The sequence below is a fragment of the Agromyces sp. Marseille-P2726 genome (assembly GCF_902809835.1).
GTDB lineage: Bacteria > Actinomycetota > Actinomycetes > Actinomycetales > Microbacteriaceae > Agromyces.
On sequence record NZ_CADDWM010000014.1, the window covers coordinates 103,835 to 118,398 of the forward strand.

General features: G+C 70.7%; 14 protein-coding genes. 8 read left to right on the plus strand and 6 right to left on the minus strand.

The features are described 5' to 3' along the window. Positions 1–113 precede the first annotated feature (113 nt). On the plus strand, positions 114–1,370 hold the full coding sequence (locus HUS56_RS09960) for an alpha/beta fold hydrolase (protein WP_217423989.1): 1,257 nt from the start codon (positions 114–116) through the stop codon (positions 1,368–1,370). On the opposite strand, the gene HUS56_RS09965 is transcribed toward HUS56_RS09960, so the two are convergent. Continuing rightward, positions 1,354–1,875 carry a GNAT family N-acetyltransferase gene (locus HUS56_RS09965; RefSeq protein WP_173923268.1) on the minus strand — a complete coding sequence of 174 codons (522 nt, stop codon included), beginning with the start codon at positions 1,873–1,875 and terminating at the stop codon, positions 1,354–1,356. The genes HUS56_RS09960 and HUS56_RS09965 overlap by 17 nt on opposite strands. An 85-nt stretch (positions 1,876–1,960) precedes the next feature. Between HUS56_RS09965 and HUS56_RS09970 the strand changes: the two genes are divergently transcribed. Together HUS56_RS09970 and HUS56_RS09975 are read left to right on the plus strand one after the other, a co-directional pair. Next, positions 1,961–2,935, plus strand: a complete 975-nt coding sequence (locus tag HUS56_RS09970; RefSeq protein ID WP_173923269.1) for a DMT family transporter — start codon at positions 1,961–1,963, stop codon at positions 2,933–2,935. A 112-nt stretch (positions 2,936–3,047) separates the two neighbouring features. Continuing rightward, positions 3,048–4,454 (plus strand): HNH endonuclease signature motif containing protein, encoded by a 1,407-nt coding sequence (locus HUS56_RS09975; RefSeq protein WP_173923271.1) that lies wholly within the window; start codon positions 3,048–3,050, stop codon positions 4,452–4,454. 115 nt (positions 4,455–4,569) lie between these two features. On the opposite strand, the gene HUS56_RS09980 is transcribed toward HUS56_RS09975, so the two are convergent. The 3 genes from HUS56_RS09980 to HUS56_RS09990 are packed head-to-tail and all read right to left on the minus strand — an operon-like array spanning position 4,570 to position 6,673. Further along, positions 4,570–5,331 carry an SDR family oxidoreductase gene (locus tag HUS56_RS09980; RefSeq protein ID WP_173923273.1) on the minus strand — a complete coding sequence of 254 codons (762 nt, stop codon included), beginning with the start codon at positions 5,329–5,331 and terminating at the stop codon, positions 4,570–4,572. 51 nt (positions 5,332–5,382) lie between these two features. Then, the gene (locus HUS56_RS09985) at positions 5,383–5,808 is read right to left on the minus strand and encodes a hypothetical protein (protein ID WP_173923274.1); all 426 of its coding nucleotides are present in this window, start codon (positions 5,806–5,808) and stop codon (positions 5,383–5,385) included. Then, complete coding sequence (locus HUS56_RS09990; RefSeq protein ID WP_173923276.1) at positions 5,798–6,673, minus strand: RNA polymerase sigma-70 factor; 876 nt, start codon at positions 6,671–6,673, stop codon at positions 5,798–5,800. The genes HUS56_RS09985 and HUS56_RS09990 overlap by 11 nt, the downstream gene beginning before the upstream one ends. Positions 6,674–6,803: 130 nt before the next feature. Here HUS56_RS09990 and HUS56_RS09995 point away from each other — a divergent pair, with 130 nt between their 5' ends. From HUS56_RS09995 to HUS56_RS10005, 3 genes are read left to right on the plus strand one after another with little or no spacing between them, the layout of a single operon-like run. Beyond that, the gene (locus tag HUS56_RS09995; protein ID WP_173923277.1) at positions 6,804–8,126 is read left to right on the plus strand and encodes an NAD(P)/FAD-dependent oxidoreductase; all 1,323 of its coding nucleotides are present in this window, start codon (positions 6,804–6,806) and stop codon (positions 8,124–8,126) included. Continuing rightward, positions 8,116–9,741, plus strand: coding sequence for a cytochrome b N-terminal domain-containing protein (locus tag HUS56_RS10000; RefSeq protein WP_173923279.1), 1,626 nt, complete (start codon positions 8,116–8,118; stop codon positions 9,739–9,741). Before HUS56_RS09995 ends, HUS56_RS10000 begins: the two co-directional genes overlap by 11 nt. Positions 9,742–9,751: 10 nt before the next feature. Next, a complete protein-coding gene (locus tag HUS56_RS10005) occupies positions 9,752–10,261 on the plus strand; it encodes a metallophosphoesterase (protein WP_173923280.1) in 510 nt (169 codons plus the stop codon). Here HUS56_RS10005 and HUS56_RS10010 read toward each other — a convergent pair. After that, positions 10,258–11,379 (minus strand): epoxide hydrolase family protein, encoded by a 1,122-nt coding sequence (locus tag HUS56_RS10010; RefSeq protein WP_173923282.1) that lies wholly within the window; start codon positions 11,377–11,379, stop codon positions 10,258–10,260. The genes HUS56_RS10005 and HUS56_RS10010 overlap by 4 nt on opposite strands. 206 nt (positions 11,380–11,585) lie before the next feature. Between HUS56_RS10010 and HUS56_RS10015 the strand changes: the two genes are divergently transcribed. Next, a complete protein-coding gene (locus HUS56_RS10015) occupies positions 11,586–12,320 on the plus strand; it encodes a M23 family metallopeptidase (RefSeq protein WP_173923284.1) in 735 nt (244 codons plus the stop codon). 228 nt (positions 12,321–12,548) lie between these two features. Further along, complete coding sequence (locus tag HUS56_RS10020; protein WP_173923285.1) at positions 12,549–13,913, plus strand: hypothetical protein; 1,365 nt, start codon at positions 12,549–12,551, stop codon at positions 13,911–13,913. Between the two features lie 42 nt (positions 13,914–13,955). Here the strand turns inward: HUS56_RS10020 and HUS56_RS10025 are convergent, their stop codons facing one another. Then, positions 13,956–14,402 (minus strand): hypothetical protein, encoded by a 447-nt coding sequence (locus HUS56_RS10025; RefSeq protein WP_173923286.1) that lies wholly within the window; start codon positions 14,400–14,402, stop codon positions 13,956–13,958. Positions 14,403–14,564 lie beyond the last annotated feature (162 nt).

Genomic DNA, 14,564 nt, shown 5'->3' on the forward strand with positions numbered 1-14,564 from the left:
GGGCTGCGTTCTCACCTCGATTCTCACCTTCGTGAGCGACCGGATTCGCTCGCCCGGGGGATCATTCGGAACGGCGCCCGACGCAACATGGAAGCATGTCGCACGACACCGGGATGACGACTTCTGCGGAGCATCCGTCGCCGGCATCGTCGAGCCGTCCGCCGAGGGTGGCGCGCGTGGTCGGGATCTGGGTGCGTCGCGTGCTGATCGTGTTGGTCCTCGCTGCGCTGCAGATCGCTCTCGTGGTGGTCGCCGGCACGTTCGCGTCGACGCCGCCGGTCGCGATCGCAGTCGGACTGGGCATGTCCGCGATCCTCGTGCTGGTGTGGGCGTGGGCGTGGACGCTCGTTCGCAAGCGCCGCGATCTCGGCAAGCGTTCGATCCGGGCGGCGATCGCGTTCGTGGTGGCCGCGGCGCTGAGCCTCGTTGTGGTGATGCCCACCGCACCCGTCACCGCGACGCCGCCGGAGGGCGCCCTGGAGCTGGCCGATGGGACATATCTCGCGATTCGCTCGGTCGGGCCCGAGGGCCCGGTCCCGATCGTCGCCGTGCATGGAGGCCCAGGGGTCCCGTGGACGCGGCACGAGCAGGACGTGCTCGAGCGCCTCGCGATCGATCGCCAGGTGATCGCGTACGACCAGATCGGGACCGGCGATTCGGCGCGCCTCGACCATCCCTCGGGGTACACGTTCGAGCGTGCCGTTGCCGATCTCGGGGCGGTGATCGACTCCACGGGAGCACCGCGCATCACGTTGCTCGGCTACTCCTGGGGCGCCCAGGTCGCGCTCGCCTACGCGGTCGCGCACCCCGACCGGGTCGATCGGCTCGTATTCCTGTCGCCGGGCGCCATTCCGTGGGACGGCCAGCCCCTGACGCCTGGATCGCCGCAGAGCCGGCTGCCCCTGGTTCAGCGGTTAGGCCTCTACGCCCTGGCGCTCACGCCACGAAACCTGTTCGGCTACGCGATGACCGTCGTGAGCCCCGAGCTCGCGCACGAGTTCATGCCCGACCAGGAGGCGGACGCGCGGTACCTCGATCTCTACCGGGCAGCTGCGCCCGGACTGGTCTGCGACGGGCACGCGGTCCCCGATGCACCTGTGCGACTCGGTCACTACGCGAACCACGGCCCCGGTGAGACCCGCGGATACGCGAGCGGTGTGACGACCGAGACGATCGACCGCCTGGCGCGGCATCCGGTGCTGATTCTCCGCGGGAAGTGCGATTATCTCGACGCCGGCATCGCCGACGACTACGCGCGCGAGCTCCCGCAGGCACGGGTGACGGATGTCGCCGATGCCGGCCATGCGCTGCTGGAGGAGCCCGACGCGGTGCTGCCGGCGATTCGCGAGTTCCTCAGAGCCGGCGGGTGAAGGCGACCCGGTGCTCGCCGGGGCCGTCGTAGTCGCGCCAGGCGAGCACGCCGTCGATCTCGGCGTCTCCGGATGTCTCGAAGCCCATCGCCGCATGGAACGCCTGCGATCCGTGGTTGCCGGGGCCCGTGATCGCGTCGACGCGGTGGCATCCGGCCGCTCTCGACTCCGCGAAGAACGTCTCGTAGAGGGCGCGCGCGAGGCCGGCCTTCCGCAGGTCGGGACGGACGCCGACGAAGTGGATATACGCGACCCCCGGTTGCGACGCGGAGCGGAACCCGATGAGGAATCCTGCCAGCCCCGCCGCATCCGTCGCGATGAAGCTCGTGTCGGAGAAGTGCTGGAAGAACAGGCGGGGGAGCAGCAGCGGCAGGTGCGATGTGCCGGGCAGGCTCCACCAGTCGACGATGACGCCGACCACCGCGCCGTGGTCGTGCTCGGTGGGGCGTCGAAGGGTGACGCCGGTGGGGAGCGCCTCGGCTGGCTCGAGCGAGGTCGTGGTCATGGGGTGATCCTTGCACGGCAGGATTTCGGGGTCATGCGGCAGCCACTCGTCGTTCGATGTCGGCGGCACCCACGAGAATGTACAGGTGACACGACGTGGCCTGATCCTGTTCGCCGCGCTCGGCATCGCGTGGGGCATCCCCTACCTCTTCATCAAGGTGGCGGTCGGCGAGCTGGAGCCGGCCATGGTGGTTCTCGGGCGGGCCGGGCTCGCGGCACTCCTGCTGCTGCCGCTGGCGTTCTTCCGGCGCGAGGTGGCGCCCGTGGTGCGCCGATGGAAGCCGATGCTCGCGTACACCGTGGTCGAGATCATCATCCCGTGGTACTTCCTCAGCTCGGCCGAGCAGCGGCTGCCGAGCTCGACGGCCGGGCTGCTGCTCGCCACGGTGCCGCTGGTCGGCGTGGCGATCGCCTTCATCATGGGTCGGCCCGAGCGCCTCACACGCCTGAACTGGCTCGGCATCGTGTTGGGCATGCTCGGCGTCGCCGCCCTCGTGGGCCTCGATGTGGCCGGGTCCGACCTCATCGCGGTTGCCGAGGTGGGCATCGTCGTGGTCGGGTACGCACTCGGACCGGCGATCCTCGCGCGGTGGATGTCCGACCTCCCGGGCGTCGGTGTCGTGGCCGTGTCCTTGGCCGCCACAGCCGTCGTGTACGTGCCGTTCGTGCTGTTCACCGGCGCGTGGCCGACCGCGTGGCCGTCCGACGTGGTGGTGTGGTCGATCGTCGTGCTGGCGGTGGTCTGCAGCGCGCTCGCGTTCCTGCTCATGGTCGCGCTCGTGTCCGAGATCGGGCCCGTGAAGGCGACGGCGATCACTTACGTCAACCCGGCCGTCGCCATCGTCGCTGGCGTGCTGGTGCTCGGCGAGCGGGTCACCGTGTGGACGATCGTGGGCTTCGCGCTCGTGCTGCTCGGGTCGTACCTGGTGACGCGGCGTCGCCGTGTCGTCGCCGTTGCGGCGGAGGGGCCAGAGGCTGCGTGCGCGGAGGAGTTGGCGCCCGGGCCTGAGGCGACCGCGGCCGCTGAGCCCGCGTCGGTTCCGGCGGATCGGAACCCATAGTCTCCTCGGCGGCACATGTCCTCAACAGATCGGCTGAATCCGGGAATATTCACAGGCTGATCGGCCATTTCGACCGCCTTTGAATGTCGGTGGGTCGCGCGATGATGGACTCATGACCGGCATCCCCGAAGCGCTGGAGCGGCTCCGTTCCGCGCTTGCCGGGGTGGTCGGGTTCGACGAGCCGGCTCGGTGGTCCGACGATGACCTGCTCGCCGTGACGGCCGCGGTCGAGGCGGTGGGCCGAGTGGTCGACGCGCAACGTGCGGCGATCGCCGGTGAGGTGGCCGAGCGGTCTCGGGTCGAGCTGGGTGATCAGCGGCTGTCGACGCGGCGCGGGTGCCGCTCCGCTTCCGAGCTGGTCGAACGGGTGACGCAGGTGTCGGGGGTCGAGGCGCGGCGGCGCATCACGCTGGGGTCGGCGAGCCGGGCCCGCGTGTCCTTTACCGGTGAGCCGCTCGAGGCCGAGTTCCCGGGTGTCGCGGCGGCGCTCGCCGCCGGCGAGCTGGGGGCGGATGCCGCGGGCACGATCGTGCGCGAACTCGACCGGTCCCGGCGGGTGGCCGACCCGGTGACGTTCGCTGCCGCCGAGCACGAACTCGTGGCCGCCGCCACCGGCACCGGCGAGGCGGCGACCGTGCGGTGCACCGCCGATGAGCTGCGCATCCAAGCGCAGGCGTGGGCGGTGTTCCTCGACCAAGACGGCACCGAACCCGATGACGAGCGCGCGATGCGCCGCCGCGGCATCCGACTCGGTCGGGCCCGTGACGGCCTCATTGCGGTCCGGGGCGAGCTGATGCCCGAGGTGGCCGCAAAACTCACCCGGTTGTTCGACGCGCACCTCTCACCACGGTCGGGCACCGGGTTCATGACCGACGAGGAGGTCGCCCACTTCGCCGCCTCGGGCGAGCAGCGCAGCTCCGATCAGCAACGGCACGACGTGTTCGCTGCGATCGTCGACACCGCCGCCCGCTCGGGCGAGCATCCCACCATCGGCGGAGCCGCACCGACCGTGCTGGTCAGCGTGCGCGCGGCCGACCTGCACGCCGGTCGCGGGGCCGGGCACGCCGACGGCGTCGGCCTCCCGATCTCGATGCGGGCGGTGCGGCACCTGATCTGCACCGGCGGCACCCAACGCGTCGTGCTCGACGACCAGGGCAAAATCGTCGAACTCGGGGCGCAGGAGCGGTGCTTCACGCCCGCGCAGCGTCGCGCGATCACGGTCCGCGACGGCGGCTGCCTCATCCCCGGCTGCTCGGTACCGGCGTCCTGGTGCGAGATCCACCACGTGATCCCCGACGCCGACGGCGGCCCCACCCACCCCGACAACGGCGTGCTCGTCTGCTGGTTCCATCACCGCACCATCGACACCTCGGGGTGGGGCATCCGCATGATCCGAGGCGCACCCCAGATCCGCGCCCCGAGATGGCTCGACCCCGGCGGCGCATGGCGCCCCGCCACGAAATCACCCACGCGACTCGCCGACCAACTCGAGCGACGAAGATCCGACCCCGCGGCGTGAGGGCTGGCAGATTGCGGAACGAGCCTGATGCCGGGTGTCCGGGAGAGATGCGCGCTTGTCCGAGATTGAAACGCGCCCGCCCGGGAAGAGGTGCGGGACGACCCGGAAACTGGTGTCAGCGTCCCTTCGGGAGCGGGTTGGCCGGAAGCCAGTCCTCGAAACGTGTCTCGGCGAGCTCGGCTTCGGGGCCGGGAAGCAACGTGTCGGGCTCGAGGATCGCGCCGAAGTACCGCGATTCGGGGTCGGCGACCACCGGCCGGTCGTCGCCGCGGAACTCCAGGCCCGTGCGCACGAGGTCGTCGAGGCTCCACTGCTCGGGCCCGGCCACCTCGACGACGCCGTTGATCGGCTCGGCGAGGGCGACGCGCTCGACCGCGGAGGCGACGTCATCGGCAGCCATGGGCCGGATGCCGGCGTGCGAGAGCCGCACCTCGCCGTCGACCGTCGCGGCGTCGGCGATGCTCTTCACGAACTCGAAGAACTGGGTCGCATGCACGATCGAGTAGGGCACTCCGCCATCGCGGATGAGGCGCTCCTGCGCGATCTTCCCCCGGAAGTACGGGCTCTCGGCCAGGCGCTCGGTGCCGACGACCGAGAGGGCGACGTAATGGCGGACTCCGGCGGCCTTCGCGGCATCCAGCAGGTTCGCGGTCGACGTCGTGAAGAAGTCCAGCACCGCCTGCTCGTCGAACGAGGGCGAGTTCGAGACATCCACGACGACGTCGGCACCGGCGAGCGCCTCGGCGACCCCATCGCCGGTGAGGGTGTTGACGCCGGTGTTCGGCGCGGCAGCGAGGGCTTCGTGCCCGTGGTCGCCGAGTTTCGCGACGAGCTTGGATCCGATGAGGCCCGTGCCTCCGATGACGACGATCTTCATGAGCGTTCCTTCGAGTTCAGGGTTCCGAACGGGTGCGGTTCGCGCCCGTCGTCAGCTTCGACCGGGCGGCGGGCCGTTCTGTGACGGCATCGGCGAACCCCGTCGGTCGGGGCCGTCGTCTTGGCGACGGTTCCAGTGACGAAGCCTGCTCGCGTCGGCCGTCACCCAGACCGTCCTGATGGCGCCGGCGGCATCCAGGTCGAGACATACCACCACGACCACCGCCCCATCGTGCCGACGGAGTACCAGCCCCGTGCTTCCGTTCACGTGTGCCGTCTGCGGTGCGGCATCCGCATGTCTTGACAGCAGTGATCTCAGCCCCCGGATGACGTCGGCGCGACCGTGGATGTCGCCGCCCACGCCGTCGCCGGTGTCGAGCAGCATGCGCGCAGACGGATGCAGCACGCCCGCCAGCGTCAGGTCGTCGCCGCCGACAAGACCGCGGAGGAGGCGGGCGACGACTGCTTCACGCTGCACGGCTCACGGCGCCGAGCTTGTGGGGGTTCATCATCCAGAGCACCTGGTCGATGCCCCGGATGGATGCGACGACGGTGAGCACCGCGAACACCGTTCCATCGCGAGAGAGCACCACCGACGGTTGGCCGTTGATGGTCGCCTCCTCGGCGCGCACACCCTCCCAGAATCGGAGGTGGAAGGCGCGGACGAACTTCGCGACCACGGTTCGACCGTGCACGGGGATCCGTGAGGCACGGACCACGCCGCCACCGTCGGAGTAGGAGACGACATCCTCGGCGAAGAGCCGCTCGAGCTGGTCGAGGTCGCCCGTGCGTGCCGCCCCCACGAACGCCGTGAGGAGGCGCCGCTGCTCCTCGGATGACACCTCGCGACGGCGGTCCTCGGCGAGATGCTTGCGTGCGCGGCTCACGAGCTGGCGCGCCGCCGCCTCGGAGGTCCGGATGATCTCGGCGATCTGCGAATACGGATAGACGAACGCCTCGTGCAGCACGTAGGCCGCGCGTTCGGTCGGGGTGAGCTTCTCGAGCATCGTGAGCACCGCGAACCCGAGTCCCTCAGCGCGCTCGGCGCCAAGGGTCGGATCGGCGCTCGTGTCGACCGGCTCCGGCAGCCAGGGGCCGACGTACGTCTCGCGACGGGCGCGGGCCGATTGGAGCGCGTTGATGGCCAAGCGGGTCGCCGTCGTGGCGAGGAACGCCGGAGGGTCGACCACAACGCTTCGATCCGTGCGCTGCCAGCGCAGCCAAGTGTCCTGCACGACGTCCTCGGCCTCCGTCGCGCTCCCGAGCATCCGGTAGGCAATGCCGAAGAGGCGCCGGCGAACGCCCTGGAACACGTCGAGCGCATCGTCGAGGTTCGCGTCCATACGGTCATCCTGTCACTGGGTCTGCAAGCTCCGACCGTGTCGAGGTTCAAGTCGTGACAGAGGCGTGGATGTCACAAATCGAAGCCCTGCGCGGTCTTAACGGGTGAAGGAATGAATCGAGGAGCTGCAGATGCGCAGGATCGTGATCGTCGGCGGGGGATACGCCGGTTTCTACACGGCGTGGAAGCTCGAGAAGCGGCTCAGGCCCGACGAGGCCGAGCTCGTCATCATCGACCCACGGCCGTACATGACCTACCAGCCGTTCCTCCCCGAGGTGGCCGCTGGATCGGTCGAGGCGCGGCATGCGGCGATCTCGCTGCGTTCCCACCTCCGTCGCACGCGGATCATCGCGGGCGGGGCCACGATGGTCCGCCACGCCGACCGAACGGTGACGGTACGGCCGGCCGACGGCCCCGACTTCACGGTCGACTACGACGTGATCGTGGTGACCGCGGGTGCGGTGACACGGACGCTTCCGATCCCCGGTGCCGACGAGGTCGCGATCGGCATGAAGCACGTCGAGGAGGCCGTCGCGATTCGCGACCGCGTGCTCACCGCCTTCGACCGTGCCTCGGTGCTCGAGCCCGGCCCCGAGCGGCGCAAGCTGCTCACCTTCGCCTTCGTCGGCGGCGGGTTCTCGGGGGTCGAGGGGTTCGGCGAGCTGCTCTCGCTCGCAACGGCCCTGCTGAAGTCCTACCCCGAGATCCGCTTCTCCGAGCTGTCGTTCCACCTCGTGGAGGCGAATCATCGCATCCTCCCCGAGGTGACGGATGAGCCCGGCCGATGGGTCGTCGAGTCGCTCCGGTCGCGGGGTGCCCACGTGCATCTCGACGCGAGGGTGGTCTCGGCGGTGGACGGCAGGGTCGAGCTCTCGAACGGCGTGGTGTTCGACGCCAACCTGATCGTCTGGACGGCCGGAAATGCTGCGCACCCGGTGATCGCCAAGCACACCGATCTGCCCACCGATGAACGCGGCCGGCTCATCGTGCGCCCCGACCTCCGCGTGGGCACCCCCGAGGAGCCCGTGCCCGACGCGTGGGCGGCTGGCGACAACGCCGCGGTGCCCGATCTCGCCTCGCCCGTTCCCGGCGCCCTCACGGTGCCGAACGCGCAGCACGCCGTGCGGCAGGGCAAGCGGTTGGCGGCGAACATCGCCGCGAGCCTCCACGGCCAGCCCACCCGCGACTACCGGCACGACTCCCTCGGCGTCGTCGCCACGCTCGGACTCGGGCGCGGGATCTTCCAGTACCAGGGCCTCGTCGTGAAGGGGCCGCTCGCCTGGCTCATGCACCGCGGATATCACGTGCTGGCGATCCCCACGTGGGAGCGCAAGATCCGCGTGCTCGCGGTGTGGCTGACCGCCGCGCTCCTGGGGCGCGACATCGTCTCGCTCCTCTCGGTGCAGGATCCGCGTGGCGCGTTCGTCGCCGGAGGTGTTCCCCATGCCCGTTGACCGCCGCCCTCCTCGCCGCTCGACGAGCGAGCGGCTCGCCGCCCGAGTGCTGAACACGACCGTGTTCGGTCGCCGCGTCTCCGACGTCAGGGACACGTTGCGTCGGCGAACGGTGCCGAACCACTGGACGAACCTCTTCGGAATCGTCACGGTGGCCCTCCTCACCGTCGTGACCGTCACGGGCCTCCTGTTGATGTTCTTCTACACGCCATCGAGTGGCCTGACCACGTACACGGGCAGCTATGCGCCGCTGCACGGTGCCGAGGTCTCGAAGGCCTTCGACTCCACCATGCGGCTCACCTTCGACGTCCCGGGTGGCCTGCTCCTCCGCCAGGCGCACCACTGGTCGGGTCTGCTGCTGCCGGCGTCGATCATCATGCAGCTCCTCACGACCTTCTTCACGGGGGGCTTCCGGCGTCCTCGTCGCGCCATGTGGGTGCTGCTCTTCCTCATCTGGATCGTGGCCCTCGCAGGCGGATGGAGCGGCTACGCGCTTCCCGATGACATGCTCTCGGGCACCGGACTGCGCATCACGGAGGGCATCACGCTCGGCATCCCGGTCGTCGGAACCTGGCTGAAAGTCCTCCTCTTCGGTGGGGAGTTCCCCGGCCAGATCATCGAGCACCTCTATCCACTGCATGTCGCAGTGGTACCGGCAGTGCTCATCGCGCTCGTCGCCCTGCGAGCGTTCGCCGGGTGGCGGCACGGGCCGGCGCAGTTCCCCGGCCCTGGACGCACCGAGCAGAACGTCGTCGGCGTTCCCGTGCTACCCAAGGCTGCTGTACGGGCGGGCGGGCTGTTCGCGATCGTGACGGCACTCGTCGTGCTCATCTCGGCGACCGTGACGGTGAACCCGATCTGGCTCTACGGCCCCGCCGCGCCGGGTGACGCCGGTGCGGGCAGCCAGCCCGACTGGTACACGGGCTTCCTCGACGGCGCCCTTCGGCTCGTGCCGCCGGGGTGGGAGGTGGTCTGGCTCGACCGCACCTGGACGCTCGCGATCCTCGTTCCGCTCGCGGTCGTGACGCTCTTCCTCGTGGCAGTGGTGGTCTACCCGTTCGTCGAGGAGTGGATCACGGGCGACCATCGGGAGCACCACCTGCTCGACCGACCGCGCAACATGCCCTCGAGAACCGGCATCGGCGTCGCCGGGATCGTCTTCTACGGCGTGCTGTGGATCGCCGGAAGCGCCGACCTCATCGCGACGCACTTCGGGCTCGCGTTCGAGCACGTCATCGTCGCGCTCCAGGTGCTGCTCGTGGTCGGGCCGGCCCTCGGATTCGTCATCGCGCGGCGAGTCTGCCTCGGCCTGCGCCGCAAGGACCGCGAGGTGCTGCTGCATGGCTACGAGACCGGGCGCATCGTGCGCCTGCCCGGGGGAGAGTACGTCGAGGTGCATCGCCCGCTCGGCGAGTCCGAGCGGTGGCGGCTCGCCGACGCATCCGACTACCGGCCCCTCGTGCTGCGGCCCGACGAACTCGGCAGGCTGACGCTCGCCGAGCGCCTGCGGGTGCGCCTCTCGAGGTTCCTGCTCGAGGACCGGGTCGAGCCGCCTCGGCACGGGATCGCCGCGCCGCACGAGTCGGGGGAGCGTGAGCCGGCGATGCACGGGTGATGATGGAGCGGTGGCGACCCGGCTGCTCCTCATCTCCGACACGCACGTGCCCGCGCGAGCGCGGCGCCTGCCCGAGGCCGTGTGGCGCGCGGTCGACGCCGCCGACCTCGTGATCCATGCGGGCGACTGGGTGGATGCCGCGACCCTCGACGCGCTCGACGCACGTGCCGCGCGACTCGTCGGTGTCGCCGGCAACAACGACGGCACCGAACTGCACGCGCGCCTGGGCGAGTTCGCGCGGGTCGAGGTCGACGCGCTGCGAGTCGGCGTCGTCCATGAGACCGGCCCTGCGGCGGGCCGCGAGGCCCGCATGGATGCCGCGTACGACGGTCTCGACGTGCTCGTATTCGGGCACAGTCACATCCCCTGGGACACCGTGACGCCTCGCGGCATCCGACTGCTGAACCCCGGGTCGCCGACCGACCGACGTCGCCAACCGGTCTGCACGATCATGACCGCCGTCGCCGACGACGGCGTGCTTCGCGACGTGACGCTGGTGCCGGTCGAGCGCGGCGTCTAGGCCGGCACGACCTCGGTGGTCACGAACTCCCGCACCAGCGACGCCAGCCGGTCGGGCACCTCGGCCGCGGCGAAGTGCCCGCCCTGCTCGAGTCGGTCGAAGACTCGTAGGTCGAGGTAGTGCCGCCGCGCGATCGACTCGGGGTAGTCGCCCTCGTGCCGCTGGATGAAGACCGCCGCGGGCACCGAGGTCGGCGGAATCGGGTCGGGTTGGTCGGCGCCCTCGTAGTACGGGCGGAACGATGACCCGATCGTCTGGGTGACCCAGTAGATCATCGCCTCGGTGAGGATGCGGCCGCGCGAGATGCGGCGCTCCACCGCGCGCGGATCGCCGGGCGGGGTGTCGCTCCACTCGACGAGCTTCTCGGCGATCCACGCGAGCAGCCCGGCCGGCGAGTCGTTCAGCGCCGCCGCGAGCGTGTCGGGCCGGGTGGCCTGCACGTGCCCGTACGCTCCGTCGGAGCCGTGCCGGGCCGAGAGGTCGTCGAAGAACGCGCGCTCCGCGGCATCCGTCAGCAGCTCGCGTTCGCTGCCGGTGGGGAAGTGCGCGTGCGTCGCGACGATGCCCGCGACGTGCTCGGGGTACCGCGCCGCGATGAGGTCGCTGACGTTCGCCGTGACGTCTTCGCCGTAGGTGACGTACCGCTGATAGTCGAGCACGTCGGTCATGAGCGCGTGCAAGGTGGCCGCGAGTCGCTTCTCGGTCATTGCGCCCTCGTCGTAGGGCGACGAGAACGCGAACCCGGGCAGGCTCGCGACGACGACGTCGAAGTCGGGCAGCCGGTCGGCGAAGTCGAGTTGCAGCGCGAACGTGTGCGGCCATCCGTGCATGACGAGCAGGGCCGGGGCATCCGCTCGCTCCGATCGCAGGTGCACGAAGTGCACGTCGGCGTCGTCGACCCGGGCGATGAACTGCGGATGCCGGTTGAGCCAGTCTTCGCGGGCGCGCCAGTCCCAGTCGAGCCATGAGTCGATGAGCTCGCGCAGATATCCGGCCGTCATGCCCGACCGCGGCTTGCGCGGCGAATCGGGAAGGAGTCGCGCGCGGGCGAGGCGGGCGTGCAGGTCGTCGAGCACCTCGTCGTCGACGTGGAGTTCGAAGGGTCGGATGCCGGTCATGACGGCGACACTACGGGGTGCCGCCGACACCGCTCCCCGGGTGTCTTCGCGATGCTGCGCGCGTGGCGATCATCCCGGAGCAACTCCTGAAAACAAGGACGTTGTTCCTGCTCGCCACCGTCGTCCTTGTCTTCAGGAGTCTCGATCCCGGCATGCGTGTCCGAACAGGTCGCGACACCCGATCTCGCTCGGTAACCTCGCCTGCGATGGATGACGCGCTTCGCACCCCCGTCGTGGTCGAGTTCCCGCTGCGAGGGGAGCGATGGATGGCGGTGACCACGCCCGCGCATCGCGTCCCGAGCCATGGCACCGACATGCTCGGGCAGCGGTACGCGTACGACTTCATCAAGGTCGATGCACGTGGCGGAGTGCACTTCACGGCTGGCTCGTCGGCGCGGCAGCTGATCGCCGGCAGCCGCACGCGCGACGCCTACGCGTGGGGAGCGCCGGTGCACGCGCCCTTCGACGGAGAGGTCGTGCGTGCGCTCGACGGCGTGCCCGAGCGCGAGTGGATCCACCCGGCGCGAGAGGCGGCGCGCATGGTCAGGAACGCCGCGACGTTCACGCCCGAGCGGCTGCCCGAGATCCTGGGCAACCACGTGATCCTGCGGGCGACCGGCGGCATCGGCGGCGGCGCAGCCGGCGCCCGAGCGCCTGAACGCGAGGTGTTCGGCGCGTTCGTGCACCTGGCGCCGGGCTCGGTTGCGGTCGCCGAGGGTCAGCGCGTGGCATCCGGCGACGTCCTCGGCCGGGTCGGCCACACCGGCAACTCGACGAGCCCCCACCTGCATTTCCAGCTCATGGACGCGCTCGATCCGATGACGGCCCGCGGCATCCCGTGCGCGTTCGGCGCCTACGAGGTGGAGCGCGACGGCGCCTGGGTGCCGGTAAGGGACGGAATCCCGGGTCGGCGGGAGCGCATCCGCTCGGTCGTCGAGTAGCGCCGCCTATCGAGACGCTTGCTCTCGGTCGTCGAGTAGCGCCGCCGGAGGCGACGCGTATCGAGACGCCCACGCCCTCGGTCGTCGAGTAGCGCCGCCGAAGGCGACGCGTATCGAGACGCCCACGCCCTCGGTCGTCGAGTAGCGCCGCCGAAGGCGCCGCGTATCGAGACGCCCGACCCGTTCACCCCGCAGCACTCTCCCAGCAGCGCCCATAGGATCGAAGGCATGGCCGGATTCTGGGGCAAGCGCAAACGTGAACAGCAGCAGGAGCTCCAAGCCCAGGACCTCGATCTGGCGAAGCGGGCCGGCACCGCGCTGGTCGCGGCCGACGAGCGCATCCGTGTGACCGCCGACGAGCTCGTGTTCGCCGAGGCGGAGCTCGGCCACGAGGCGACGCAGGAGTTGCGGGTCGCACTCACCGCCGTGCGCCAGCACCTCGGCGAGGCCTTTCGGCTGAACCAGCTCAACCACGACGAGATCCCAGACACCCCCGACGAACTGCGCGAGCGCAATGGACGCATCGTGCAGCTGTGCGAATGGGCCGAAGACGTGCTCGACGAGCGGACCGCGGCGCTCGCCGACCGGATCGCGCGGGCACGGCGCGCGCCCCAGATCATCGCCGGGGTCCGGTCGGATGCCGCGCGCCTCCGTTCCCGCATTCCCCAGGCGCGCGAGACCGTCGAACGCCTCGCAGCCCGCTACGCGCCCGAGGCGCTGGCCCAGGTCGAGGCGAACCCCGCCGAGGCCGATCAGCTGCTCGGGTTCGCCGAACACAGCGCCGGTGTCGCCGAGCGCCGGCGCGAGGCCGGGCAGCGCGAGCAGGCGAACCTGGCGCTCGAGGCCGCCACGGAGTCGGTGCGCCGGGCGGCGACCCTGCTCGATGCGGTGGAGACCTTCGAGGTCGAGGCGCTCCGGGCGGAGTCCACGTTGGCGGCGATCGTCGAGGACTCCCGCGACGACCTCGTTGTCGCGCTCAAGGAGCCGCCCTCCCCCGGAGTCTCCAAGGCGATCGCCGAGCTGCAGTCCGCCCTCGCCGCGCTCCCGGCTGCCGGCGTCAACACCGACCCGTTCACGCAGCTGAGCCGGCTGCGCGAGGCGAACGCGGGGCTGGATGCCGCGATCGCCGAAGCTCGCGAGCGCGCGGCGCGGCCCATCCCGCCGCTCGAGCACGTGCGCCACGCGATCGACGACGCCGACCGCCAGCTCGCCGTCGCCCGCGACGTCATCGCCGGGCACCGCGGCTGGATCGGCGCCGACGCGCGCACGCGACTGGCCGAGTCCGAGCGTATCCGCGTCGACCTCGACCGGTACCTCGGCGGGTCGGCGGCGGCCGCGACCGCCATCGATGAGGACCACCGCGAACAGGCGATGGCCATGGCGCGGCGCGTCGCGTACCTCGCGGGCGAGGCGCTGCAGCTCGCCCAGCGCGACATCGACGTCTCGCGGCCGCAGCATCCCGGTCAGTGGGGCGACCCGGGCTGGGGCGGCCCCGGTTGGGGCGGCGGCCGGCGCAGCGGTGCGGGCGACGTCATGGGCGGCATCCTCGGCGGCCTCGTCATCGGCAGCATCTTCGACGGCATGTTCGACTGACCGCACTCGGTTCCGAGGCCGGGTGGGCGCAGTTGCCTGGGGTCAGCCTGCGGACCGCTCCTCGACGGCGCGCCGGAGGCGGTCGATGTCGAGGCCGAGCAGCTCGAACGTCTCGCGGAGTCGAGTCCCGGCATCCGGATGCGTCGAATCCAGGCACTCGGCCAGCCGGAGTCCCTCGTTGCTCACCTCGATGAGCGAGGCCATCAGCGAGGCGGCAGCCGACGCTGCCAGGTTGAGGGCGCCCTCGGATTCGGTCGCGTCGGTCACCTCGCCGACCTCGACCACGTAGAGCAGTGAGCCGCCGAGTGCGGCCCGCTCGTCGGCGCACGACGCGCCGCCTGCGTCGTCGGCGAATGTGTCCTGCCCGATGCCGACGCTGTCGAGGTAGGCGTCGACCTCGCCGTCGGACGTCATGACCCGCATGATCTCGGGGTAATCGCCCTCGGTGATCTCGATCGTCGGTTCCAAGCCGGTCTCGTGCTCAGCCACTTCGATTCCCTCCTCGACGCGAATGCGCCACTGCCAGTCGGCATACCCAGTCGGGGCGGAATCTACTCCTCGCCCTTCGACGCGGCAACGCTCGCGAAGTTCGCCATGCCGGAGTGCGCGTTCACCTCCGCGCTCCCCACGACGTAGCATCGGACCCACGGG